We start from the raw sequence: 23,604 nt of genomic DNA, 5'->3' as shown, positions 1-23,604 counted from the left end.
ATTCAGAACGATACTCTGATACCGACGCTGAGGTTGCGCCCTGCGAGCGGGGCGGCGCGCTTGATGAAGGAGCTGTGGGCGTAGGCCAGTTCATCGGTCAGGTTGCTGCCCTTCAGATAGATCTGCCACGGAATGCCGTGGTGACGGCCGCGGTAGCTCAGGTCGAGGTTGAGCATGTTGTAGCCCGGGGTGCTCGTCTCGAACTCCGCCACCTCGTCCTGCCGGCCGACGCGCAACAGCTCCGCCTCGGCCTCCCAGGCATTCCACTTCGCATCGAGCCGCAGACCGACGCGGTGCGCCGGGATGCGCGGCAGGTCGCGGTCGCCTGCGCCGGCGTCGAAGCGGGCGCGGACGTAGTCGCCGAACAGGGTGAGGCCGAAGATGGCGTCGAGCTGGCGGCGGAGGGCGCCTTCGACCCCGCTGAAGCGGGCGTCGCGCTGGGCGTACTCGATGAGGCGGAAGTCTTCATCGGCGTCGAGGGTGCGGGCGTGGATGTAGTCGTCGATGCGGTTGTGGAAGACGCTGATCGAGAAGGTGGTGGGGCCCGCCCTGCGCTGCAGGGTGAGGTCGATGTTGTGGGCGGTTTCGGCCTTCAGGTCCGGGTTGCCGCGCTCCCAGGTGAGGGTGGCGGTGTGCGGGCCGTCGGCGTACAACTCCTCGGCGCTCGGCAGCCGCCGGGTGCGCGACAGCGTTGTGCTCAGGCTGTGCTGCGGGGCGAAATCCCACACCGCCCCCACCGACACCGAGCTGCCGCGGTGGCTGCGGTCGTGCTCGGGGCCGTCGACGTCGATGCGCTGCCATTCCTGGCGCAGGCCGGCTTCGAAGCGCCAGTCGGCGAAGGTGTATTCCTCGATCAGGAAGGCGGCGTGCTTGGCGGTGATCGTCGGCGGCACGTAGACTTCGTCGCCGTCGGTGCGGAAGTCGCGACGGCCGGTCTGCAGCCCGATCACGCCGCGCCAGCCGCCGAGCGGGACGTGCTCGAGCTCGAGGCGGGCGTCGCCGGCCTTGCTGCGGAAGCGGGTGCCGACGCTGGCGATGCCGTCCTCGTGCTCGATTTCGTCGTGGCCGTAGTCGGTGTGGGAGGCGCGCAGGCGGGCGTGGCTGAAGCCGGCGAAAGGTTCGAGCAGTTCGCCGCGCAGGTCCCAGCGCTCGCTGTCGAGGTCGACGTAGGGTGTGCCGGCGAGCGCGGCGTCGTGATCGTGCTCGCCGCCGTGCTCATCGCCGTCCTCGCCGCAGTGCAGGTGCCCACCGTGCAGGTGGCAGGCTTCATATTCGTGGCCGCCGCCGGGGAGGCCGTATTCGTTCTGCTGGCGGGTGAAGGCGAGGCCGAGATAGCCGCGCTCGCCCACCCAGGACATACCGAAACTGCCGCTTTCGGTCTGGTTGTAACTGCCTGCCACCCGGCTGCCCGCGGCCCACCCGCTGCCGACACGGTAGTCGCGTGCGTCGCGCGCGAGGCCTTCGGCATGGACGGCGAAGTTGCCGCTGCCGGCGGTGAGCTCGAAGGCGCCGGCGGCGCCGCGCGCGGCGTGGTCGGCGGTCAGTTCGACGCTGCCTTCCACGCCGTGCGCGGGCGGCGCCGTGGGGATGCGGTAGTCGAGCACGTTGACGACGCCGCCGAGCGCGCCGCCGCCGTAGGCCAGCGCGGAGGGGCCGCGCAGCACTTCGATCTGCCGGCTCAGCATCGGCTCGAGCGCGACCGCGTGGTCGGGGCTGATGGTGGAGGCGTCCATGATCTCGCTGCCGTCGGACAGCAGTTTGACGCGCGGGCCGTCCATGCCGCGGATGATCGGCCGGCTGGCGCCGGCGCCGAAATGGCTGGCGGCCATGCCGGGTTCGCCGGCCAGCGTTTCTCCCAGCGTGGCGGTGCGGCGGCGGACAAGTTCGTCGCCGGCGAGCACGCTGACCGGAGTGCTCATCTGCGCGCTGCCGAGCGTGAGCGCACTGGCGGAAACGGTGACGGGAGTGAGTGCGGTGTCGTCGGCCCGGGCAAGACACGGACCAAACGCAAGGACAAGACCCAGCATGAGCGGGGTCGGAACGGGGTAGCGGCGGGACATCGGTGTTTTCCTTCGTGCTGTGTGCGGGCGCGGCAAGACACGCCCGCGATCCGCGCCGGGGCGACGGATGGGCAGGGGACGGGCAAGGGGGATGAGCGTCGGGCGGGCGGCCCGGCGCGCTCAGGTGAGGGCTTGGCGCAGCGGCGCAGAAGGCGGGGCCCGGCAGTGCGGCCTCAGCCTGCGGCTGGCGAAGGGGGCCGCGTCCGCTGCGGCGGGCGGGGTGGACGCTCCGCCATCGGCGACCGGGACGGCTGCGCGTGGGTGCAGGGGGAGGTCGAGCGCGGCGAGCGCGAGGCATTCCAGACAGGGCGTTGCGAGGTCGCCGCCGCTGTCCTCGCCCCGGACCTGCCCGGTGCCCGGTAGCCCCTCGGCGAGCCGCGCCGGGGCCGCCAGGTGGGACAGGGCGTGGGCGAATTGCTCGACCTGGAGGCTGGGCAGGGCGATCGCGATGGCAAGCAGGAGCGCCCAGACCGCGTCCGTGCAGCGGCCGCCCACGCGTCGTGCGAGGCGAGGGAAGGACGGCGGCGCGGGGAGGAAAGCGCGCAGCCCGGCGCGGAGCCGGGCTGCGGGGGCGGTGGGGAGCATCGGCGCATTCTAGGCGGACAAGCGCTTTAAGGCAACGGAGTTGCAATAATGCAGAATCGGAAGAGCACGGAGCTGGAAGAGCATGGAGCCGCGATGGCGCCCCGTCCCGGACTTCAGGCCTTCGTCCGGATCCGGTGCCCGCGCCGGCCCGATTTGCCGAAGCGGGCGGTGTCCATACCGATCTCGGCGCGCAAGAGCACCGATCAAGGCGGAGGGGCGGACAGATTGTCCGTCCTGGCCTACAATCCGCCCTTTCCCACCGATTGAGCACCGCGTGACCCTGCCCGCTCGCCTCCGCTCCGCCCTTTGCCGCGCTTCGCTGCGCGCGGGTGCCGGTTTGCGCGCGCGCGGCATCCTGTCGCCGCTGCGCGATCTCGCGACCCAGCTCGCATTCAAGGTCACAGGGTCTCCCGCCGTGCTTTTCCAGGCCGTGCGGGGATACCACAGGGGCTGAGCCCCACCCCCCGCACGGCACCTTGCCCGGGACGCGCACGCCGCGCCTCCCGTTCAACGTGCAGCTGCCGCGGGGCTTTCTCCAGCTTCCCGCCCATCGACCGTCGATGGCGGTCCGGCCCCGGTCCATCCCGACCTTCCCGGCCATCGGCATTGCCCCCGCAGGGCTGCACCCGGAACGCCACGCCCGATGCGTGGCGGCGCAATGCACGAGGGGAATGCGATGGTTCTCACCAGAAGTTTCGTCAGGGCGAAGCGGCCCTGCACCGATGGATTCCGCTGGTTCGTCCGCCAGTTCGGCGAAGGCGGCAACTACCAGGCCATGCTCGACGAGATGGTCGCCGCCGGCCGCGTCGGCGACGCCTGCTGGCTGCTCGAGCAGTTCGGCCCCACCGACGAGGTGCGTGTGGTCGATGCGATCGAGGCCGACGCGATCGTGTTTGCCGGCACGCTCGAAGTGCGCGGCGGGGTGGACGTCGATGGCGTGCTCCGCGTCGGCCGTTCGCTGCAGGCCGGAGGTGGGGTGCGCGCGGGCGGTGAAGTCCGGATCGGCGCCGACCTGCGGGCGGGCGGCGGCGTGCGTGGCGAAGCCGGCGTGCACGTCGGTGGCGACCTGCGCGCGGACTGGGGCGTGGACTGCGCGGGCGAGCTGCGTTGCGACGGCGGTCTGCGCACCGGCTGGGACCTGCGCTGCGGCGCCCGCCTGCTTGTGGCCGGCAACGTCTGCGTCGGTCTCGATCTGCTCGCCGACGAAGGCGTGCGTTGCGCCAGGGGGCTGCAGGCGGGCGCTGACATTCGGGTGGCGGACACGCTGCGTGCCGGGCAGGGGATCGCCGCGGGCGGCTCGATCCATGCCGGCCTGCACCTCGAAGCCGGCTGGGGGATCAAGGCCGGTGGCGTGATCGCCGCCGCGGGCGCGATTCGCGCCGGCGAGAGCCTGGTCGCCGGGGAGGCGATCCGCGCCGGTGCGGGCTATGGCGTGTTCGCCGGTCTCGACGTGCAGATGGCAGCCTGGGAAGCGAGCGCGCGAGTGAGCGCGCCGCAGCGCCCCGCAGGCCTGATGAGCGGCTGGTGGGCCGGCCCGGCGGCGTACTGAGCGGAGGTCGCGCCATGAACACCCTCGCCCTGCACCGGCGCGGCCTGCCCGCCCGCCCTACCCTGCGCTCCCACCGTTCCAGCTTCTCCCCGCGCTCGGCGCTCGCCTTTCCGCAGCCGCCGCCGAGTGGTGCCGCACGGGCGGTGGGGCGTGCCGCCTGGCCCGCGGCCTTTCACTCCGCGCTCGGCACTGCAGTCGCCGCCGTCCTCCGCCGCGTGCTGCCGCCGCCGCGGATGGAATTGCGTATCGACGTCAATCGGCCCGACGCCGGCATCGAAGCCGAACTCGACACCCTGTACGGCCGGCTGCACAGCCCGGGCGACCCGATCCACCGCTGCACCCGCCTGCCTGCGCTGCTCCCCGGCCTGGTCTTTCACCATCGAGAGGCCGACGGCGAACACTATGTTTACGTCGAAGACCCGGCCCGCGCGCGGCTCGCGGGCTATACCGTGTTCAATCGCCTGATCGAGGTCGATCGCCGCACCGATCGTCACGTGCGCTCGCCGCACTCCAAATACGCCCCGGCCTACCAGGGGCGCGGCATCGCCAGCGCGGTGTACGGCTGGGGGCTCGACCGCGGCTTCTGCCTGGTCAGCGGTGCACGCCAGTCGGAGGGGGCGCATGCGCTGTGGCGCGCCCTCGCCCGCCGCCGCCCGCTGCGCTGGGTCGCCCTGCGCGCCAGGCGCATGCACGATCTCGGCGTCTCCATTCCGCCCGCACGCGCGGCCGAACTCGACACCCGCATGATCCTGCTCGGCGCAGGCTGGAGCGTCGCGCGCCTGCACGCGCAAGGCTTGCTCCATCCGCCGGCCGACGCGGCCAACGACGCGATACGGAAGCGTGCTTGAGCGGGACGGGCGGCGTCGAAGAACTCCACGTTGGCCTTCACCCCCGGAGCGCAGCAGGCGCCAGGCAGGGTGGTGGCTGCGCAGGGCGTCGAGGGTGGCGAAGTCGAGGGGCATGGGTCAGGCACGGTCCTCTCGGGTGTGCCACAGCCGCAGGACGTAGATGACCGAGTCCCGGATCTCGTAGCGCACCTCGTACTGCGCGACCAGGATCCGCCGTACCTCGCGCGGCGCGAACTGGAAAAGCTGTTCGCCGATGCGCGGGTTGCTCAGCAGGATGATCGGGGCCTTGGTCAGCGCCTGTACCGTCTTTGCAGCGGCCTGCCTGTTCACCAGCGCCAGGAACTCATGAAGGCGCGCCAGATCGGCAAGCGCCTTGCTGGTCCATTTCAGCTCCATCAGCGCGGCAGCGGCAGGGGCTGGTCGGTGCCCAGGCTGTCGGCCCAGGTCTGCACCGCGAGATGGTCGACGACGAGACCGGCGTCCACATCGGCGAGCGCCTCCTGGGTCAGGCGATCGCGCTCTTCCTCCTGGGCGATCCAGGCGGAGAGCGCTTGCTTCATGATCCAGCCGCGCGAGCGCTCCAGCCTCGCGGCCATCTGATCGACCTTCTCGGCGAGCGGGAGCGGCACATGGGCGGTGAGCACTTTGGTTGCGGCTTGCGTCATCTGGAGACTCGTCGGTTGGGAGCGGGTGCCGGGAAGCGGTCCTGAGGAGCCGCTTCATGCGTTCAGTGCGATGCTGAAAAAATCATAGTGATTGAAAATGAATCAATCAAGGACGCGATGTCGAACGCCGCAATACAGCCCGCCTTCCTACTCGTAATGCGACCACATCCTCAGCACGCGAACCACGCGCTCCTCGGCGAAGACCTCATAGACCAGGCGGTGCTGGATGTTGATCCGGCGCGAGTAGGCCCCGGCAAGGTCGCCCACGAGCTTCTCGTAGGGCGGGGGCGTCTGGAAGGGATCATTCGCCAGGATCGCGAGCAAGTCCTGGGCCTTCGACTTCAGGCCGGCGGCCGCCAGCTTCTTCGCGTCCTTCTGGGCGTGGTTCGAGAACACGAGCTGCCAGCTCACCAGTCGAGCTCCCGGGCGCTCTCGTCAAGCGGCTCGGCCATGCCCTCCTTGATGGACTCGCGCATCCCCGGGATGGAAAGCAGGTGAAGCGTTTCCTGGATGGCCTGCCAGTCTTCCGCGGAGAGCAAGACGGCGCTCGTGCGCTTGCCCGCGATGTGAATGGGCTGATGGGACTCTGCGGCCTGATCGATGAGGCGGTACAGGTTGGCCCGTGCCTCGGAAGCGGTGAGCGTGGTCATTGCGGGTCTCCGTTGGTGCGGATAACGTACGCGTTAGCGTACGTGGTGTCAATCCTGGCGTTTGTTCCTGGCGTTTGTTTTGGGGCAGCAAGTTCCTGTTCGCGGATGCTGCCGAAACCGGACGCTGTGACAGCCGGAGCGCAGTAGTCGTTTGGATAGCGAGTACAGCAGGGAAACGGTCGACCGGTACAGCCCCTTCCAGACCAAGGTCCTTAGATCTGCCGCTTGATCCGCATCGCCAGGGTGCTGACGCCGATGAAGGCGACGCCCATGAGGACCAGCGAGATCGGCCAGCCGAGCGAATCCACGAAGTGTCGGGCGGTGAAGTAGCCGATGAAACCGAGCATCGCGAGCACCGTGGTCAGGAGCAGCGCGCGACTCTGCAGCCGCACGCAGGCGTAGAGCATCGCGGCGGTGACGGCGAAATAGAGCAGCTCGACCGGGGTCTGGCGCAGCAGGTCGAAGAGGCCGCTGTAGGCGAGCGCCGAGCCGATCAGGTAGCCGAGGCCGGATAGCCGGAGCTGCCGCCCGTCCTTGTGCAGGCCGTAGGCGGCCGACATGACCGAGGCGCCGGTCAGCAGCGCCGCCCAGTCGGCCGTGGCGGCGACGGCGACGCGGTCGAACAAGCCGGCGTTGAGCCAGCACAGCGCGATCAGGTAGGCAAACTCGGCGAGGCTGTGCTGCGGCGACTTTTCAAGCCCGCTGGCGACCAGGAACAACGATGCACCGAGGACGACCGCGCTGCAGCCCGCCGGCACGTCGAGCAGGTCGAGGCCGACCGACAGAAAGCCGTAGACGAAGCACAGGGCGGTGAAGGCGAGCACGCTCAGCGCGTACTGGCGAAACAGCAGGCCCTGATGAATCGCCATCGTGCCGAAGACGGCGAGCGCAGCCAGCCGCCAGTCGTCGCCGCGCGGAAAGACCTCGTCGATGAACACGAACCAGCCGCTCGTCAGCATGAACGCCGTTGCCAGCGTCAGCGGCAGGACGAGCTTGGGAAACTTCTTCTCGTGCAGCGCTGAGACCAGCACGACCAGCAGCGCATAGCCGACGCCGAGGGTGACGACGATGCGCATGACGCTGCCCATGCGGTTCCAGAACATGCCGATGTAGGTGCCGATGCCGGCGAGGATGAAGATCGCGCCGAGGTGGATGAAGAGCGTCCGTGCAATCTCGCCGCTGCTGCGTTTGGGGGCCGCGGTCGAGATCAGTGCCGGATCGCGGTATACCGCGGCGACTTCAGCCGGCGAGATGTCATGGGCACGCATCAACTCGGCGATTTTGCCGAGCGCGCTGGTCTTGTCATGGATCGCGCGGCTGCCGAACAGCGCCGCGGCCAGCGGCCAGGCCCACCAGCCGCCGACGAGGACGATCAGCACGATCAGCAGCAGGAGCCAGATCACGGCAGCACCCAGCCGACGAAGCGGACCGTGTTGCCGTAGTAGGCGCCTTCGGTGTTGGGTAGCCGGATGCTGCGCCGGTCCTTGATGAGTTCGGCCTGGACCCGGTAGCGCGAAGAACCGAAGAACAGGCCGTCGAAGACGTTTCCGCCGTAGCCGTCGGCGCCGCTGCGGAACGTGTAGCCGTCGGGCGCCAGGCTTGACGAATCGACCTTGAGCTCGGCGAGGTCGGGGATGTCGATGGGGGTCACGCTCGGTGTCTTCTCCGCCTCGACCGGGCGCCCGCTGTTGGGTGCGAGGCCGGGCGGCAACTGCAGCGCGATTTCCTTCACCGCGCCGGTTTTCGGATTGAAGCGCCACAGCCGCGGGGTCTGGTAGGGCTGCGTGTTGCCGACGTAGCTGACCTGCACGCGATCACCCACGACCGCGATCTGGATCGCGTTGTGCGCGTTGTTGTAGAAGTTGTAGTTGGTCGCGTACAGCACCTCGTACTGCGCCGGTGCGACCAGCAGCGCGGGAATGCCCGAGATGGCGAGGAAGGCCGCGACGAACAGCAGCGGCAGGCCGAGCGCGAAGGCGATGGTCGGGTTGTCGCGGATGAATTTTTTCATGCGGGTCGCTCCGGTCCCGGTGGCTCGAGGTCATGCCATTCCGAAAGAGTGAGCATACCAGCGGGATCGTGCGCCAGATGGTCGTCATCGTTGGCGACCATCACGAGTTCTCCGCAGGCGCTGCCCGGCTCGCGGTGTGGTTGCTCTGCTGGTGCGGACGACAGCAGGGCCTTCATCAAGACGGTCTAGTCTACTGCCATACGGCGGCGTGGAGGGGCACTGGCCCGCTCCAAGGACAACAGTTAGTGACTGGGTGCGTATCACCGGCCGGGGATAGTTGTCGTCAACCGGCCGAATTAGTTAGCAGGCTTTTGCATCAGCCTGCTGGCGGTGCGAGGTCGTCCAGAAACTCCGATGATGGCGCGGTGCCGGTGACAAGCAAACGATCCCGAGCGCGCGTGCACGCGACGTAAAGCAGATGGCGTTCTGTTTCATACACCTCCTGAAGATCGCCGTCATCGCCGACGGTTTCGATCCGCTCCTGAAGGGGGATGACTTCATCGTCACAAGCCATCACCGCCACCGCGCGAAACTCCAAGCCCTTCGCAAGATGCATGGTGCTGACTGACAAATGGCCGTGTGTCGTCGCGACGTGGTCGTCCAGAACCTGGTAGGGCAAACCAGCAAGTTCGACGGCTCGTACTGCCCGTCCGATCTGGGCGTCGGAGCGTACGAAGACACCGGTCTCATGGGGCTGAATGCCATCCGCCGTACATTCGACGAGCCATTGCCCGACGACGTCGCTTTCCTCGTCGTGATCACTCAGGATCCGAACACGGGGTGGCGGGCCGTTGAAAACAGATACGGTGTCGCTCCGATCTTCTGCGTTGCCATCGACGTCGGCCACCGTCGGGTCCAGCAAGCGGTCTGCCTGGCTGCGGATCTGGTGCGACGTCCGGTAATTGACGCGAAGTGTGCGGGAACGGCCGCGTACATCTACGCCCAGCCCCTTCCAGGGGAAGGGCTGCTGGAAGATTCGCTGCCCGAGGTCGCCAGCGAAGAACAGCGCGTTCGGACGAACGCTCCCGTCTCCACCTCCCAACGCCACCAGAAACCGTAGGTGAGCCACTCCAAGGTCCTGAGCTTCATCGACCACGGCGAAATCGAAAACAGGATTGCTCCTTTTCTTCAGGGCACTCGCCAAGGTTGTGAAGAGCTCAGAGGTCGTGACGAGTCCCTTGTCGCGCAGGCCCGACCGAACGCGCTCGAAGATCGACCACAGGACCGCCCGCCGTCCTTCGGGCAGACGGGTCCTTCTACCGAGACGTGCCACGTCGCGATAGGCCTCCCAGCGATCGAGCTGCCATGCGTCGACCACGTGCTCCCATTCAGTCAGTAGAAAATGGCGCCCAAAACCATGTCCTGGAACGGCTTGCGCGGCCTCATCGATAAGCAGGCGAATGTCCCCGGGGGTTGCCAGTTGACCTACGCCGACTTGGGTCTTGTAGAGACGAAGGCCAATAGCCTGGAGGGAGTGCACATCAATCCGTTCTGCGAGGCGAGGCTCCTGGGTCAGCAGCCGGTTGAGCTTGGATTGGAGGGCGTTCGCCAACGCATCGGAGAAGGTGGTCAGCAGTACGCGGGCATCGGGATGCTGACGCGCAAGGTACGCAGCACGGTGCAAGGCCACGATGGTCTTGCCGGTACCGGCCGAACCGGAGACACGCGCAGGACCGTTGTAAACCCGTTCCACCCATTGGCGCTGTTCGGGGTGAAGGAAGACAGTCCACTTCTCCCACGGGAAATCGAGGGCGCGCTGAAGCTCCTCGACGTTACCCATAACCCGGAATCTGCGTTGGGCGTCAGGATGCTCGAACGGGTTGGCCGGCGAAGGTGCCGGCACGCGAGGTTTGCCACCGGTCGCCAACTCGAGCAGGGCTTCGGCGGCCTCGGCGGGCAAATGATCGGCGAGGGCAAGCAGGTTTTCGTCGGTGGCGTGACGTACATCGGCCAACCACTCCGGCGGTACGCCGTAGCCCAGCAACTCTCCGTCGGGCACGCCCTGGAACAGCAGCTTCGCCGCCGGTGCAGGCTTTGAGGTCCTTGTTTCGAGCGGTGGCTCGCCCTGCACATAGACAGGAACGATCACTTCCTTGAGCGTCTCGCGGATCTCGATCAACTGCGCCGCGCCGGTCGTTGGATGCGTCTCAAGCTTACGGCGCTCGGCCCATTCGTATGCCTTGTCATGGTGATCGACGTAGCAGAGCAGAAGGCTGGATTCGCTTCGGTGAACGATCAGCCGAATGTCGCTGCTGACCCGCACCGACCAGAAGTTCTTGTCCTTGGCCCGATCCAGCTTGTGGAAGCTCATCCCGGGGCTGGCTGGGTTCAGCTGGAGGTCAAAGGCCGTCGTTTTGACGGCTTTCTGCTCTTCACCAGTCAGCTTGGCCAGACTGTCTGTAAAAGTGTCGGCGATCAGGAAGTTCATCAGGTGACTCCCTGTGTTGCGCGACGTGTCCGAAGAGTCTCAAGGATTTCTCTTGCCTGTGGGTACCGGTTTATCAGGGCTGCCGTGAGCGAATCGAAAAGTATGTCCCGGTCTTCGCCATGATGTGCCCGGCGGTGATCATTCGGGCAGATGGCAACCACGTTCCATTCGACGTCCGGACCATCTTCCGCCAGGGGCACAACGTGATGGGTCTCGAGGTAGACTCCACCTGAGGCTGTCTTGAAGCCGGCACACCCGCAGAACTCGCAGACCCCGGCCGCTCGGGCCAAGGTGGCACGTCTCACTTCGGCAGATCGGTTGAAGGATGTGCCGGTATTTTCACGTCGTTCAGGCGCATCGGGAATGGAAAACTGGTCAAGGTAAGGGACTGGGGGCGGCTCGGGGGCGGAGTCGTTTTCATCGACATCTGGCGACGTACCTTCGTCATCCGCTTCGGTCGCCTCGGCATTGTCGGCTCGTGGCACGCCTCTGACGATTCGGAAGGAGCCATCGTCGTCATATGCATGGACATACCACTCGACGTCGTCGAGCCGCCGGAATCTCACCGTGGCGGTCTCCCAGCCCACTTCAACCGCCGCCCTCTGCTCGCCCTGCAGGACGATGATCCGCACAGGCTCCGATCGTCGAAAGGCGCGTTGCAGCAATGAATCGAATCCGCGCGCGCGTTTCGCCTGGTCACGGGCGCGCGACTTGACGTGCGCGGGATTCGTCCGATCGATGGCGACCCGATCCAACTTCAATGCGAGATCTCGGATGCAGTCTTCGTAGACGATCAGGCCATCCGACACCGACATCGACCGATGCCAAACGCACAGGAGGTTCGGTTCGCCGTTACCCCCGAATGCCCATTCGTAGCAATAGTTTGGATTTGCAGCGGGATTCTGAACCGGAGAGCCGTCTTTCCGGAAAGCCCACTGAGAGACATCGACGCCTGCGGCCTCGACCAAATCCATGACTCGCCCCTCATGTTGCGGGCGAAGCGCCTCGAGTTCTCGATCGCGATCGGTAGCCATGATCAAACCCTGAATACCTTCATCACCTCATCGCCTAGGTGATTGATGACCTTCACGGCGATCCGTCCGGACTTCGGTTTGCCGAACGGGCGCGAGGTGTCGCTGTTCAGCGAGGCCCACGCTTCTACGTCAATCTCAGCCTTCAGGGTGGTCTTCAGTGCCTTGTAGGGGTCGCTCGCGCCGAGGAAGTAGGCGTGGCGGACGAAGAAGCTCTCCTGGTTGTAGTCGGTGTCGATAAACCAGCAGGCGATCCCGTCGGCGCCGTCGCTGATGACTTCGCCGGTCTGAGGCTTGAATACGTCTACGCCGTTCACCTTCACGCGCAGCAGATCTCCTTCGGGGATCAGGTCGATGTCCGGCTCGCCAAAGATCACGAACAAGTTGCCCTTGCCGGTGTTCTTCAGGTCTTCGGCCATGTGCAGGTCGGCGTTCATGCGCGCCTTGAGCACCGGCAGCTTGCCAAGCTTGGAAAACTCTGTGGTATGGGCCTCGAAGTTGAAGGCGCAGGCGATCAGCACGTCGAAGCCGGCGTCGGCGGCTTCCCTTGCCGCTTCGACCAGATCGGCGCGCTGCACGGTGCCGAACTCCGGGCCGATGAAGATGGCGGCGCGCTTTTCGTTCCCTTCCCCTTCCAGATAGCGGCCTTCCGCGCACACCAACTCGCCAGGCCAAGCGGTTAGCGAAGTAAAGCTGATGCGGTTTTCCTTGTGCGCCTGCTGCACCCCGGCGGTCTTGAGGTTCTCCAGGATCATCTGCGGGAAGGACTGCTTGGCGGCGTAGTCCGCGCCCGGCTCGCGCAGGGTGTCGATCAGTTCATCGTCCTCATCTACGCCGAGCACGCGGTGTGGGGACAGGCTCTCGACGGTGAAGGGGCCGGCCACGCGCACGGCCTTCCTGTTCTCGTAGGGCTTGTCGTAGAGGTATTCGAAGTCGGCTTTGGCAGCAATGGAGGCGTCGATTTCCTTCTGCCGCGCGATGCGAGCTTGCCACCAGTCGGCGTGAAGCCGCTCAGCTGCGTCCGGCCATATGGCCTCGGGGTAGCGCGGAATTTCCCATTCCTGCCAGGATTTTTTCAGCGTCGCGTTCAGTTGTTCGCGCAGCGGCTCCAGCCTCTCCTGCCACTTGTCCCAGATCACGTCGATCTCGACGTTGTTGGCGATCGATTTCAGCGTGATGTGTGGTACCCGTTCGTAGACGAAGCCGTGGCGGATGTTGCCGTAGGTCGGTTGCGTGCTCGGCGCGCTGCGGGTGACTTCCGCTTCTTTCAACTGACCTTCGCGGGAGTCTGCGAGTACGTAATAAGGATAGCGTGCGCCCATGATGCGGGCTCGGGCCAGGGCGAGCGCAACGCGGGACGTGTCGATCGTGATCCAGCGGCGGCCCCATTGTTCGGCGACATAGGCGGTGGTGCCGGAACCGCAGGTCGGGTCGAGAACGAGGTCGCCGGGGTCCGTCGCGAGCATCAAGCATCGAGCAACAATTTTTTCGTTTGTCTCGACGACGTATCTCATGTCTGGAATCTTACCCGCAGTGTCTTCCCATACGTTTGTGCGCTCTACACCCCAGTTGTCGGAAAGAAAATACTTGTATGCAAGAGTCTCTCGAGTTCGCAGGAGTCGATCCGCGCGCTTCAGACGCTGCATCTCCTCCAGGTCTCCCCGCCAACAGTGCTTATCTCCCGACCCGAGGGTTTCCCCGCGAAAATTAAATGGAAAGACACGGTCCTCAATGCGCCCTGAGTCGCGCACCTTGTCTGCTCGAAAAACAGCTGTCCCTTCTGGTAATGGCACTTCCTCGCGCTTCTCTTCGGTAGACAGAGGCCTTTGCGACCCATCGGGCAGCACGGCCCATAACGCAAGCTTCTTGGGGTCTTCCGTCGTCCCATCCGACATTTCGCGTTGTCGAAAAAGTTTTCGAACCTTCACCTGTTCGATTCGTTTGGAATACCAAAGTATGTAATTGAAGGCGTTCTTGATCGTTCGAGTTTCCGGGGATGCCTTCTTAAACGCTATGGTTGCAACACAGTTCTCATCGCCAAATACCTCATCGAGAACGCTTCTTACGCGATGAACATTCTCGTTTGATATTTGTACGAAGATCGAACCTGAATCTGCCAACAGATCGCGCGCCACGATCAGGCGATCGCGCAGGTAGGTCAGGTAGCTATGTATCCCATCTCGCCATGTATCTCGAAACGCCTTGACCTGCTCTGGTTCACGGGTAATGTGTTCAGCATTACCGTCTGTTATGTCGCGGCTGGTCGTCGACCACTGAAAGTTGCTGTTGAATTTGATGCCGTAGGGCGGATCGAAGTAGATGCACTGCACCTTGCCGCGCAGGCCCTCGCGCTCGGCGAGGCTGGCCATGACCTGCAGGCTGTCGCCGAGGATCATGCGGTTGGTCCAGTTCTGGTCGTGCTGGTAGAACTCGGTCTTGTCGGCGTCCTTTGGAATGCCATTGAAGTCGGAAAAGAGGTCCGGGGTTGCCTGGCCCTGCTCATGCTCCCGTTCCCGCGATTCGCGCAGCAAATCGTCGATGAGTGCCTTCGGGTGCACCTTTTCCTGAATGTAGAGGGGCGGTGCATGGACGACGAGGTCGGACCAGTCCTGCTCGTCCTTGCCACGCCAGACCAGCTGCGGGTCGAGATCGGTGTTGCGCGGGTAGCGCACCTGTTTGGGGGTTTTCTCGTGGTCGTCCAGCACCGACTGGTATTCGGCGGTGGGGATGTTCTTGCGCTTTGCGTCGTCGTGCTTGATGGCGTCGACGGACTTGGTGGTGGATTGCGTGGCCATGGTTATGCTCTCTCGGCGTCGGTGTTGACTGCCGCCTCGATCATCTTGTTGAACTCGTTCTCGACCTTCTTGGCGAAGTCGTCCTGCATCTGGAAAACATCAGTGAACTCTGCGAATGCCCAGCGACCATAGGTGCCTAGATGATTCACGCCAGGCACCCAGTAGGTATCCATGGTGGATTTCTTTTCCTTCGCGTCCTCGCGCCGGTAGCCCTTGATCTCGACCACCAGATGCAGGAGATCATCTGGCCCCTTGCCGTCATCCACCAGTACGATGAAGTCGGGCAGATACTTGCGGGTTTCCGAGCCATAGCGGTATGGCACCTCGAAGCCGAGGCCGTGGTTCTTGACGTAGGCACGCACCTTGGCGTGTTTTTCCGCCACCCGGCAGAATTCGGCCTCCCAGTCGCTATCGAGGACCACCCAGTTGATGTGGCAATGCCTGGAACTGGTCTGCCAACGGTCCGCTTTGGACGTGTTGAAGCGTACGTGGCGGGTTGAGCCGGTGGGGTTGTAGGGGTCGAGCAGTGCCTTGATTGGGCGGACACCGAGAAAGTTGGCGGTGATCGCGTTGGTGATTTTGTTGCAGGCCATGTCGGCCAGCTCCTGATACATCAACTGCGCCGGATACGTGCCACCCTTGCATTCGAGGTGATGGTCCAGCCATTCCTTGGCGATGCGCTTGAGCTGACCGAAGAGGTGCAGCTTGGGCTCTTCACCCGGGTCGCGCCACTTGGTGTAGATCAGCCGCTGGGTGAGGTGAAAGAGCAGCGTCGACGAGCGGACGTCGCCAAGGTGCTCGACCGTGAGGTTGACGCCCTCGCCGATGATGCCCTCGTTGCGTGTTTCGCAGGGGCCGACGAGATCTGGGGTCAGTGTGAGCGTCGAGTCTTCGTTGAACTTCGCCACGAGACGTTCTTCCGGGAGCTCGACGCGATAGCCTTCCACGCGCGGGAAGACGATCTCCAGGGCGTCGCGTTCCGGGCGGATCGCCTTGACCTGTATGGTTTCGCGCGGCGGCTGGGGCGGACCGATCACCGGTTTTGCCGTGAAGTCGAACGGGATGCCGAACACATCGGCATATTCGACATTGAAGAGCCCTTCTTCGTTAAGTTCGTACGACTGGCGACGCAGGGCTCGCCCAATGACCTGCTCGCAGAGCAACTGGGTGCCGAAGGCGCGGATGCCGAGCACGTGGGTGACGGTGTTGGCATCCCAGCCCTCGGTCAGCATCGAAACGGAAACCACGCAGCGGATGCTGCCACCGAGCTGCCCGGCCTTGCCTACGGTGTTCATGACTTCCCGCAGGAGTTCCTGGTCGGTGATGTTGTCTCCCGCGCGGGCATCACCGGTGCGCTCGACGATCTCGCGGCGGAAGCGCTCGATCTCGTCGGCCGCCATCTCGTGGAATTTGTCGTCCAGCGCATCGCCGGCTTCGAGCTGCTCGCTGTCGATCAGCAGCGTGTTGGGGCGCGGTAGCGGGTTGCCGGTCGTTTCGTCGAAGTTGCGGAACAGCGGCAGGCGTCCGTTCTCCAGGGTCGTGGAGCCGTCGTCGTTCTTGCGGTGAAAGCCGGAAATGAAGTCGTAGACGAGCTTCGAAATGGCGGTGTTCTGGCAGACCACGATGAAGCAGGGTGGCACACCGATGCCGGCATCTTCCCAGAGCCTGAAGGTCTTCTCGTAGTGGCCGTAGAGTGCTTGCAGCGCAGTCTGCAGGCGGGTTGGAAGCTTGAGTGGGTCGAGCTCCTGATTGGCGCCGCGCCCCTTCTTGGGCATGTCCTTGCGGATGTTTTCCCACAGGTTGCGGAATACCGGCAGCTCGTCACCGGGGATGTTCTCGGCCACGGGCACGCGCGGCAGCTTGACGATTCCGCACTCGATGGCGTCCATCAGTGAAAAGTCGCTCATCGTCCATGGAAACAGGGTGCCTTCGGCATAGCCTGAACCGCGCAGGAAGAAGGGCGTGGCAGACAGATCGATGACCCGCTGCAACCCGAGCTTGCGATTCACCGCCTCCAGGCCGGAGATCCACAGCCGTGCAGCCTCGTTATTCCGCTCGGCCTCCTTCTTCTCGTCGCCTTTGAGGTCCTCGTCGTCTGCCTCCTTTGGCTTCTCCCGGTAGCAGTGATGTGCTTCGTCGTTGATGGCGAGGACGTTCTTCATGCCCATGAGGTCGGGCATGACGCGCTGAAGCATCTGGCCTTCCGTCTCGGTGGTGACGATGTCTTCACCCGTGCGGCCTTTGAGGAGCTGCCGTCCGCCCTTGGAGATGTCGATGCGCTCGCGCAGCTTGAAGGCGTGGTAGTTGGTGATGACGATCTTGGCGCGGCCCAGGTCATCGAGCAGGTCGCTGGGTACCAGCTCCCGGTCCTTGTAATAGCTATCCGGGTCGTGCGGCTGCAGCACGCGCAGACGATCCTTGATGGTGAGGCCCGGTGCGCAGATCAGGAAACCGCGAGTGAATTGCTTGCTGGCTGGGCGGCGAACCGCGTTGATCGTCTGCCAGGCAATCAGCATGGCCATCACGGTCGTTTTGCCCGCACCGGTGGCGAGCTTGAGGGCCAGCCGCATCAGCTCGGGGTTGGCATCCTTGTTCGCTGCAGCCAGATGTTCGAGGAGGCGTTTTCCGTGCCGGGTGCTCGGCGCCACCTCGGCCAGCCAGATCGCGGTCTCGACCGCTTCGACCTGGCAAAAGAATGGGCGGACGCCGTTGAAGTCATGGTGACGCCAGTGCTGGAGCAGTCGGGCTGTTTCAGGCGTGACCTGCCATTGCGCCGGATTCGGGAGCGCACGCCAACTGTCGACGTGGCTGCGTACCTCGTTGATGATCGACGTGGGGTCGTACTGCTGTGCGGTGTCCGAGAGCCCCACACCCTCGTCAAAGATGAAGTCCTGCTGCTTGGGGGACTTCTTCTGTTTCTTGGGCTTCGGGATCGGCGTGATGAACTCGGCCCGGCGGCGTGTCTCCAGAACCTGCTGAGTCGGCTGCCCCGATTCGTCAAGCTCCCAGTGGCGCGAGGGGCGCTCGTACGGGGAGTTCAGAATCGGGTGATCAAAGAACGGATTCGACATCTTGAGAACCTACCCTGAGCACGGATGCTGTTACATGGCTTGATAGCGATGCATTGTCGACCAAATGCCAGGCGATAGCCATGACGCAATCGTCATCGGTGCTGTTCTTCGAGGTCCTCAACCTCGATTGATTGGGGAATGTCCTGTTCCGTGCCCCGTGGCCAGCCGCCCTGACAAGGGCGTGGGCAGCAGGGACCTCCGTTCTGATGGGTCTCGTTTTTCCCAAGCTTCCGGAGGTTCTGTCAGGTCGGGAGCCTTCGGGCGGCCGGTGTGGCGTGAGAGGACCGCGCGGCCTGAAGGTCATCCAGCGTGGGGCTGTTGAGTAAGCGGAAGTGCTTACAGATGCGCGTCGCCGCAAACTCGTGTGATCGCGGCGATTGCGCGGTTGAGGTCGAGGCCTATTCATGCCGATGTCAACGAGAAAAGGGCAGGGAACCCATCGGATTCACCCGCCCCTTCCCGGCCGTCTGCCAATATTTGCCTAGCCATTTGCCAGTTTATGGTCGCCGCTACAACAACTCACACGTCGATGTTCTGCGCATACAGCGCATTGCCTTCGATGAACGCCCTGCGCGGCTCCACGTTATCCCCCATCAGGGTGGTGAAGATCTCGTCCGCCGCGATGGCGTCGTCGATCTGCACGCGCAGCAGGCGGCGCACCGCGGGGTCCATGGTGGTCTCCCACAGCTGCTCGGGGTTCATCTCGCCGAGGCCCTTGTAGCGCTGCTTGCTGAGGCCGCGTTCGACGTCGGCGAGCATCCACTTGATGGCGTCGGCGAAGCGGGCGACGGGCTGGCGCTTTTCGCCGCGGCGGATCTCGGCGCCGGGGCCGATGAGGCCGGCGATGGCCTGGGCGGCGTTGCGGATGCTGCGGTAGTCGCCGGAGACGAGGAAGTCGTGCTCGACCCAGCCGAACTTGCGGTTGCCGTGGTGCAGGCGCTCGATGGTGAGGCGCCAGCCTTCGGCTTCATCGTGGTATTCGGCGTAGATCTGCAGGCCTTCGGGCAGGTGGGGGCGGATGCGCTCGGCCGAGGCGCGCGCGGCGGCTTCGTCGTCGAGGCTGACTTCGATGTCGTGGGCGAGCATCACCTGCAGCACTTCGGGGTCGATGTAGCTGGCGAGGCGGCGGGTGACGGCTTCGGCGAGCAGATAGGTGCGCGCCAGGCCGCCGAGGGCCTCTTCGCTGATCGGCGCGGCGCCTTCGCGCGGCACCAGTACGGCGCCGTCGAGGGCGAGGCGCAGCAGGTGGTTCGACAGCTCGCTGTCGTCCTTGATGTACATCTCGGTCTTGCCGTGCTTGATCTTGTACAGCGGCGGCTGGGCGATGTAGATGTGGCCGCGTTCGACCAGCTCGGGCATCTGGCGGTAGAAGAAGGTGAGCAGCAGGGTGCGGATATGGGCGCCGTCGACGTCGGCGTCGGTCATCAGGATGATGCGGTGGTAGCGCAGCTTTTCGGGCTTGTAGTCGTCCTTGCCGATGCTGGTGCCGAGCGCGGTGATCAGGGTGGCGATCTCCTGGCTCTGCAGCAGCTTGTCGAAGCGCGCCTTCTCGACGTTGAGGATCTTGCCCTTCAAGGGCAGGATCGCCTGGAACTTGCGGTCGCGGCCCTGCTTGGCGGAGCCGCCGGCGGAGTCGCCCTCGACGAGGTAGAGCTCGCACAGCGCGGGGTCCTTCTCCTGGCAGTCGGCGAGCTTGCCGGGGAGGCCGACGCCGTCGAGCACGCCCTTGCGCCGGGTCATCTCGCGCGCCTTGCGCGCGGCGTCGCGCGCGCGCGCGGCCTCGACGATCTTGTTGCAGATGGTCCTGGCGTCGAGCGGGTTCTCGAGGAGGAAATCGGCGAGCTTGCTGGCGACGACTTCTTCCACCGCCGGGCGGGCTTCGGAGGACACCAGCTTCATCTTGGTCTGGCTGGCGAACTTGGGGTCGGGCATCTTCACCGACAGGACGCAGGCCAGCCCCTCGCGCATGTCGTCACCGGTGATGTCGACCTTGGCCTTCTTGGCGATCTCGTTTTCTTCGATGTACTTGTTGATGACGCGGGTCATCGCCGCGCGCAGCCCGGTGAGGTGGGTGCCGCCGTCGGCCTGCGGGATGTTGTTGGTGTAGCACAGCACCTGTTCGGCGTAGCTGTCGTTCCACTGCATCGCCACTTCGACCGCCAGTTCGGCGTCGTGGCCGTGGCCGGTGGGGATGCGGGTGGTGCCGGTGGCGTAGAACACGGTGGGGTGGAGCACGGTCTTGCTGCGGTTGATGTACTCGACGAAGCCCTTCACGCCGCCGGCGAAGGCGAAATCTTCTTCCTTGCCGGTGCGCTGGTCGACGAGGCGGATCTTGACCCCGTTGTTGAGGAAGGAGAGCTCGCGCAGGCGCTTGGCGAGAATGTCGTAGTGGTACTCGACGGTGCCGAAGATTTCTTCGTCGGCGAGGTAATGGACCTTGGTGCCGCGCTTGGTGGTTTCGCCGATGACGCGCGCCGGGCTGACCTCGATGCCGTCGACGACTTCGATGACGCGGTTCTGCGGCTTGCCGCGCTCGAATTCGAGCAGGTGGCGCTTGCCGTCGCGGGCGACGGTGACGTGCATCCACTTCGACAGCGCGTTGACGCAGGACACGCCGACGCCGTGCAGGCCGCCGGAGACCTTGTAGCTGTTCTGGTTGAACTTGCCGCCGGCGTGGAGCACGCACATGACGATTTCGGCCGCGCTGCGCCTGGGTTCGTGCTTGTCGTCCATCTTGACGCCGACCGGAATGCCGCGGCCGTTGTCGGTCACCGAGATCGAGTTGTCGGCGTGAATGGTGATGACGATGTCGTCGCAATGGCCGGCCAGGGCCTCGTCGATGGAGTTGTCGACGACTTCGAACACCATGTGGTGCAGGCCGGTGCCGTCGGAAGTGTCGCCGATGTACATGCCGGGACGCTTCCGGACCGCTTCCAGCCCTTCGAGCTGCTGGATGCTGGTTTCGTCGTAGTCTTCGTGGGCCTTGGCGGACGCGGTGGGCAGGTCTTGCGGTTCGGACATGGTCATCTCGGTGATTCGTAAAGAACGGGTGCTGCGCTGAGGCTGCGGCTCAGATCCGCATCGGCATCACGACATACTTGAACTGGTCGTTGCCCGGCAGGGTGATCAGGACGCTGGAGTTGCCGTCGTTGAAGTGCCAGTCGATGGTGTCGGAGCTGAGGTTGTTGAGCACGTCGAGCAGGTAGGTGACGTTGAAGCCGATGTCGAGCTTGTCGCCGTGGTAGTCGATTTCGAGTTCGTCCTGGGCTTCTTCCTGCTCGGCGTTGGTGCTGACGATTTTGAGCACGCCGTCCTCGAGCACCATGCGCACGCCGCGGAACTTGTCGGTGGTCAGGATCGCGGCACGCTGCAGCGCGGCCAGGAGCGGCTGGCGGGCGAAGCTGACCAGATTGGGATGAGCCTGCGGGATGACGCGCTCGTAGTCGGGGAACTTGCCGTCGATGAGCTTGGTGACGAGTTCGATCGGGCCGAAGCGGAATACCGCCTGGTTGCCGGCGAGCAGGATCTCGAGCGGGTCGTCGTTGTCGGCGAGCTGGCGGGCGAGTTCGAGCACGGTCTTGCGCGGCAGGATCGCTTCGGTGCGCGTGCCGCCCTGCGCGGCGAAGGGAGCTTCGAGCGCGGAAGCGGCGTAGGCCAGGCGGTGGCCGTCGGTGGCGACCATGCGCAGTTCGCCGCCGTCGGCGATCAGCAGCAGGCCGTTGAGGTAGTAGCGGATGTCCTGCTGCGCCATCGCGTAGGACACCTGGGCGAGCTGGCGCTTGAACGTGCGCTGGCCGATGGTGAGGCGGGCGCTGTCGCCGTCGGGCGGGGACAGGCGCGGGTAGTCGGCCGCAGGCAGGGTCTGGAGCTGGAAGCGGCTGCGACCGGCTTTGAGCGTGAGGCGCTTGTCGTCGAGCGTCAGGCTGACTTCGGCGCTGTCGGGCAGGGCGCGCAGGATGTCCTGCAGCTTGCGCGCGCCGACGGTGATCGCGGCGTCCTCGCCGCCGATGTGGCCGCCGGTGGTGGTGCGGATCTGGATCTCGATGTCGGTGGCGAGCATCGTCAGCTGGTCGCCGTGCTTTTCGATCAGCACGTTCGACAGGATCGGCAGGGTGTGGCGTTTTTCGACGATGCCGGCGACCGACTGCAGCGGGGCGAGGAGCGCATCGCGGGTGGTGGTGAGCAGGAGCATGGCGTCAGACCGGGTCAGTGGGTTGATCGGGGAAACGGTGGAAGGCGAAAGGCATGCGTTCGGGCTCAACCGCGCAGGACCTGGGTGAGCACGTGAACGTCATGGTTGAGCTGGTGGTCGCCGAGGCGCAGCTCGGTGATCGTGCGGCAGGCGTGGAGCACGGTGGTGTGGTCGCGGCCGCCAAAGGCTTCGCCGATCGCCGGCAGCGACATCGGCGTGAGTTCCTTCGCCAGCCACATCGCCACCTGGCGCGGGCGGGCGATCACGCGGGTGCGCTTTTTCGAGTGCATGTCGGCGACCTTGATCTTGTAGTAGTCGGCGACGGTCTTCTGGATGTGCTCGATGCTGAGCTGGCGGTTGTGCGCGTGGAGCAGATCCTTGAGCGCTTCCTTGGCCACTTCGAGGCCGATCTGGCGGCCGTGGAAGCGGGCGTAGGCGACGACCTTGTTGAGTGCACCTTCGAGCTCGCGCACGTTCGAGCGCAGGTTCTTGGCGATGAGGAAGGCGACGTCGTCGTCCACGATCACGCGCAGGGCCTCGGCCTTCTTCTTCAGGATGGCGACGCGCATCTCGAGCTCGGGCGGCTCGATCTGCACCGTCAGGCCCCAGTCGAAGCGCGAAATGAGGCGGTCTTCCAGGCCCTGGATGTCCTTCGGATAGGTGTCGCAGGTGATGACGATCTGCTTCCTCGCCTCGGTGAGGGCGTTGAAGGCGTGGAAGAACTCTTCCTGCGTCCGGTTCTTGTTGTTGAAGAACTGGATGTCGTCGATGATCAGCATGTCGAGCGAGCGGTAATAGCGCTTGAACGCGTCGAAGCTCTTTTGCTGGTAGGCGCGCACGACGTCGGCGTAGTAGTCCTCGACGTGCACGTAGCGGATCACCGCGCGCGGGTTGTGCTTGAACACGGCGTTGCCGATCGCGTGCACGAGGTGGGTCTTGCCCAGGCCGACGCCGCCGTAGACGAACAGCGGGTTGTAGGAGGTGCCGGGATTCTGCGCCACCTGCATCGCCGCGGCGCGGGCGAGGTCGTTGGCGCGGCCGGTGACCAGGGTGTCGAAGGTGAAGTCCGGGTTGAGGCGGGTCTTCTCGTAGGCGAGTTCGAGGCCGGAGGACGGTTCGGCGTCCCGGCCGCCGGCCCCCGGCGCGGCGCTGCGCCGGGGGCGCACGGGAGCGGGCGGAACGGGGTCGTCGACCGCTGCGTCGGCCGCCATCGGGGCGGTGTCGTCACGGGCCGGCGGGATGGAGTCGTGGGGGGGCGCTGCCGATGGCCCGGGAGGGGGCGAAGACGCCGGCCCGGCGGTGGCCGCGGAGCGTGTGCTGCGCGCGGTTCCGGCGGCGGGCAGCTGCAGGTCGACCGGCAGCGGCACGCCGGCGAATTCTTCTCCCAGTTCGAGGATGCGGCGCAGGTAGCGCTCGCGCACCCACTGCAGCACGAAACGGTTGGGCGCGAGCAGTACCCACGCGCCGGCTTCGCCGGCTTCGGCCCGCAAGGTCTTGATCCAGGTGTTGAACTGCTGCTGGGGCAGTTCCTGTTCAAGGCGCGACAGGCAGAAGGACCAGAAATCTTGAGTCACGGCGATGTCGTTTCGGATGGCGGGTAGGTTCATTCGGCATGCACGGATCGCTGCGCATGCGCACGCAACGCTGCCTTGCGGCGGGTCTGTCGGGGGCTGGATGCCTGCGCTGCGCTCGGAAGGCGGCATTCATGAGCGCGGGGCG

17 protein-coding genes are annotated in these 23,604 nt (G+C 65.2%); 2 read left to right on the top strand and 15 right to left on the bottom strand.

Features of this window, described 5'->3' with window-relative positions; all coding sequences use genetic code 11:
• Positions 1–2 precede the first annotated feature (2 nt).
• Both Tharo_RS00095 and Tharo_RS00090 read right to left on the bottom strand, forming a co-directional pair.
• Positions 3–2,060, bottom strand: a complete 2,058-nt coding sequence (locus Tharo_RS00095; RefSeq protein ID WP_245880958.1) for a TonB-dependent receptor domain-containing protein — start codon at positions 2,058–2,060, stop codon at positions 3–5.
• Between the two features lie 120 nt (positions 2,061–2,180).
• Positions 2,181–2,645 (bottom strand): hypothetical protein, encoded by a 465-nt coding sequence (locus tag Tharo_RS00090; RefSeq protein WP_107219452.1) that lies wholly within the window; start codon positions 2,643–2,645, stop codon positions 2,181–2,183.
• A 676-nt stretch (positions 2,646–3,321) separates the two neighbouring features.
• Between Tharo_RS00090 and Tharo_RS00075 the strand changes: the two genes are divergently transcribed.
• Positions 3,322–4,194 carry a hypothetical protein gene (locus Tharo_RS00075; protein WP_107222251.1) on the top strand — a complete coding sequence of 291 codons (873 nt, stop codon included), beginning with the start codon at positions 3,322–3,324 and terminating at the stop codon, positions 4,192–4,194.
• Positions 4,195–4,208: 14 nt separating this feature from the next.
• Positions 4,209–5,042 carry a hypothetical protein gene (locus Tharo_RS00070; RefSeq protein WP_107219449.1) on the top strand — a complete coding sequence of 278 codons (834 nt, stop codon included), beginning with the start codon at positions 4,209–4,211 and terminating at the stop codon, positions 5,040–5,042.
• A gap of 117 nt (positions 5,043–5,159) precedes the next feature.
• Here Tharo_RS00070 and Tharo_RS00065 read toward each other — a convergent pair whose 3' ends face one another.
• From Tharo_RS00065 to dnaA, 13 genes are all read right to left on the bottom strand, one after another.
• A complete protein-coding gene (locus Tharo_RS00065; RefSeq protein WP_107219448.1) occupies positions 5,160–5,438 on the bottom strand; it encodes a type II toxin-antitoxin system RelE/ParE family toxin in 279 nt (92 codons plus the stop codon).
• Positions 5,438–5,707 carry a CopG family ribbon-helix-helix protein gene (locus Tharo_RS00060; protein WP_107219447.1) on the bottom strand — a complete coding sequence of 90 codons (270 nt, stop codon included), beginning with the start codon at positions 5,705–5,707 and terminating at the stop codon, positions 5,438–5,440. The genes Tharo_RS00065 and Tharo_RS00060 overlap by 1 nt, the downstream gene beginning before the upstream one ends.
• A gap of 147 nt (positions 5,708–5,854) precedes the next feature.
• Positions 5,855–6,118, bottom strand: coding sequence for a Txe/YoeB family addiction module toxin (locus tag Tharo_RS00055; RefSeq protein ID WP_107219446.1), 264 nt, complete (start codon positions 6,116–6,118; stop codon positions 5,855–5,857).
• A complete protein-coding gene (locus Tharo_RS00050) occupies positions 6,115–6,357 on the bottom strand; it encodes a type II toxin-antitoxin system Phd/YefM family antitoxin (protein WP_012584201.1) in 243 nt (80 codons plus the stop codon). Before Tharo_RS00050 ends, Tharo_RS00055 begins: the two co-directional genes overlap by 4 nt.
• 212 nt (positions 6,358–6,569) lie before the next feature.
• Complete coding sequence (locus Tharo_RS00045; protein ID WP_107219445.1) at positions 6,570–7,760, bottom strand: DUF2157 domain-containing protein; 1,191 nt, start codon at positions 7,758–7,760, stop codon at positions 6,570–6,572.
• The gene (locus Tharo_RS00040) at positions 7,757–8,368 is read right to left on the bottom strand and encodes a hypothetical protein (RefSeq protein ID WP_107219444.1); all 612 of its coding nucleotides are present in this window, start codon (positions 8,366–8,368) and stop codon (positions 7,757–7,759) included. Before Tharo_RS00040 ends, Tharo_RS00045 begins: the two co-directional genes overlap by 4 nt.
• A gap of 316 nt (positions 8,369–8,684) precedes the next feature.
• A complete protein-coding gene (locus Tharo_RS00035) occupies positions 8,685–10,796 on the bottom strand; it encodes a 3'-5' exonuclease (protein WP_107219443.1) in 2,112 nt (703 codons plus the stop codon).
• Entirely contained in the window at positions 10,796–11,830 is a 1,035-nt protein-coding gene (locus tag Tharo_RS00030) for an HNH endonuclease (protein ID WP_211309634.1), read from the bottom strand. The genes Tharo_RS00035 and Tharo_RS00030 overlap by 1 nt, the downstream gene beginning before the upstream one ends.
• Positions 11,831–11,832: 2 nt before the next feature.
• Positions 11,833–14,622: a site-specific DNA-methyltransferase gene (locus Tharo_RS00025; protein ID WP_107219441.1), complete on the bottom strand. Its 2,790-nt coding sequence runs from the start codon at positions 14,620–14,622 to the stop codon at positions 11,833–11,835.
• Positions 14,623–14,624: 2 nt separating this feature from the next.
• On the bottom strand, positions 14,625–17,693 hold the full coding sequence (locus tag Tharo_RS00020) for a BPTD_3080 family restriction endonuclease (RefSeq protein WP_107219440.1): 3,069 nt from the start codon (positions 17,691–17,693) through the stop codon (positions 14,625–14,627).
• 519 nt (positions 17,694–18,212) lie between these two features.
• Positions 18,213–20,714, bottom strand: coding sequence for a DNA topoisomerase (ATP-hydrolyzing) subunit B (gene gyrB / locus Tharo_RS00015; protein ID WP_107222250.1), 2,502 nt, complete (start codon positions 20,712–20,714; stop codon positions 18,213–18,215).
• A gap of 49 nt (positions 20,715–20,763) precedes the next feature.
• Positions 20,764–21,885 (bottom strand): DNA polymerase III subunit beta, encoded by a 1,122-nt coding sequence (gene dnaN / locus Tharo_RS00010; RefSeq protein ID WP_107219439.1) that lies wholly within the window; start codon positions 21,883–21,885, stop codon positions 20,764–20,766.
• A gap of 65 nt (positions 21,886–21,950) precedes the next feature.
• On the bottom strand, positions 21,951–23,459 hold the full coding sequence (gene dnaA, locus Tharo_RS00005; protein WP_211309633.1) for a chromosomal replication initiator protein DnaA: 1,509 nt from the start codon (positions 23,457–23,459) through the stop codon (positions 21,951–21,953).
• Positions 23,460–23,604 lie beyond the last annotated feature (145 nt).

The organism is Thauera aromatica K172, from assembly GCF_003030465.1.
Taxonomy (GTDB): domain Bacteria; phylum Pseudomonadota; class Gammaproteobacteria; order Burkholderiales; family Rhodocyclaceae; genus Thauera; species Thauera aromatica.
Note: the sequence above shows the minus strand (reverse complement) of the source record. Positions and strands in the feature narration are given on the sequence as shown.

What these genes read in the sequence shown, in the direction of transcription:
- Tharo_RS00025 (WP_107219441.1), bottom strand. Translation starts at nt 14,622, where the DNA reads ATGGCCACGCAATCCACCACCAAGTCCGTCGACGCCATCAAGCACGAC.
- Tharo_RS00040 (WP_107219444.1), bottom strand. Translation starts at nt 8,368, where the DNA reads ATGAAAAAATTCATCCGCGACAACCCGACCATCGCCTTCGCGCTCGGC.
- Tharo_RS00075 (WP_107222251.1), top strand. Translation starts at nt 3,322, where the DNA reads ATGGTTCTCACCAGAAGTTTCGTCAGGGCGAAGCGGCCCTGCACCGAT.
- Tharo_RS00070 (WP_107219449.1), top strand. Translation starts at nt 4,209, where the DNA reads ATGAACACCCTCGCCCTGCACCGGCGCGGCCTGCCCGCCCGCCCTACC.
- Tharo_RS00035 (WP_107219443.1), bottom strand. Translation starts at nt 10,796, where the DNA reads ATGAACTTCCTGATCGCCGACACTTTTACAGACAGTCTGGCCAAGCTG.
- gyrB (WP_107222250.1), bottom strand. Translation starts at nt 20,714, where the DNA reads ATGTCCGAACCGCAAGACCTGCCCACCGCGTCCGCCAAGGCCCACGAA.
- Tharo_RS00030 (WP_211309634.1), bottom strand. Translation starts at nt 11,830, where the DNA reads ATGGCTACCGATCGCGATCGAGAACTCGAGGCGCTTCGCCCGCAACAT.
- Tharo_RS00060 (WP_107219447.1), bottom strand. Translation starts at nt 5,707, where the DNA reads ATGACGCAAGCCGCAACCAAAGTGCTCACCGCCCATGTGCCGCTCCCG.
- Tharo_RS00020 (WP_107219440.1), bottom strand. Translation starts at nt 17,693, where the DNA reads ATGTCGAATCCGTTCTTTGATCACCCGATTCTGAACTCCCCGTACGAG.
- Tharo_RS00065 (WP_107219448.1), bottom strand. Translation starts at nt 5,438, where the DNA reads ATGGAGCTGAAATGGACCAGCAAGGCGCTTGCCGATCTGGCGCGCCTT.
- Tharo_RS00095 (WP_245880958.1), bottom strand. Translation starts at nt 2,060, where the DNA reads ATGTCCCGCCGCTACCCCGTTCCGACCCCGCTCATGCTGGGTCTTGTC.
- Tharo_RS00050 (WP_012584201.1), bottom strand. Translation starts at nt 6,357, where the DNA reads ATGACCACGCTCACCGCTTCCGAGGCACGGGCCAACCTGTACCGCCTC.
- dnaN (WP_107219439.1), bottom strand. Translation starts at nt 21,885, where the DNA reads ATGCTCCTGCTCACCACCACCCGCGATGCGCTCCTCGCCCCGCTGCAG.
- Tharo_RS00090 (WP_107219452.1), bottom strand. Translation starts at nt 2,645, where the DNA reads ATGCTCCCCACCGCCCCCGCAGCCCGGCTCCGCGCCGGGCTGCGCGCT.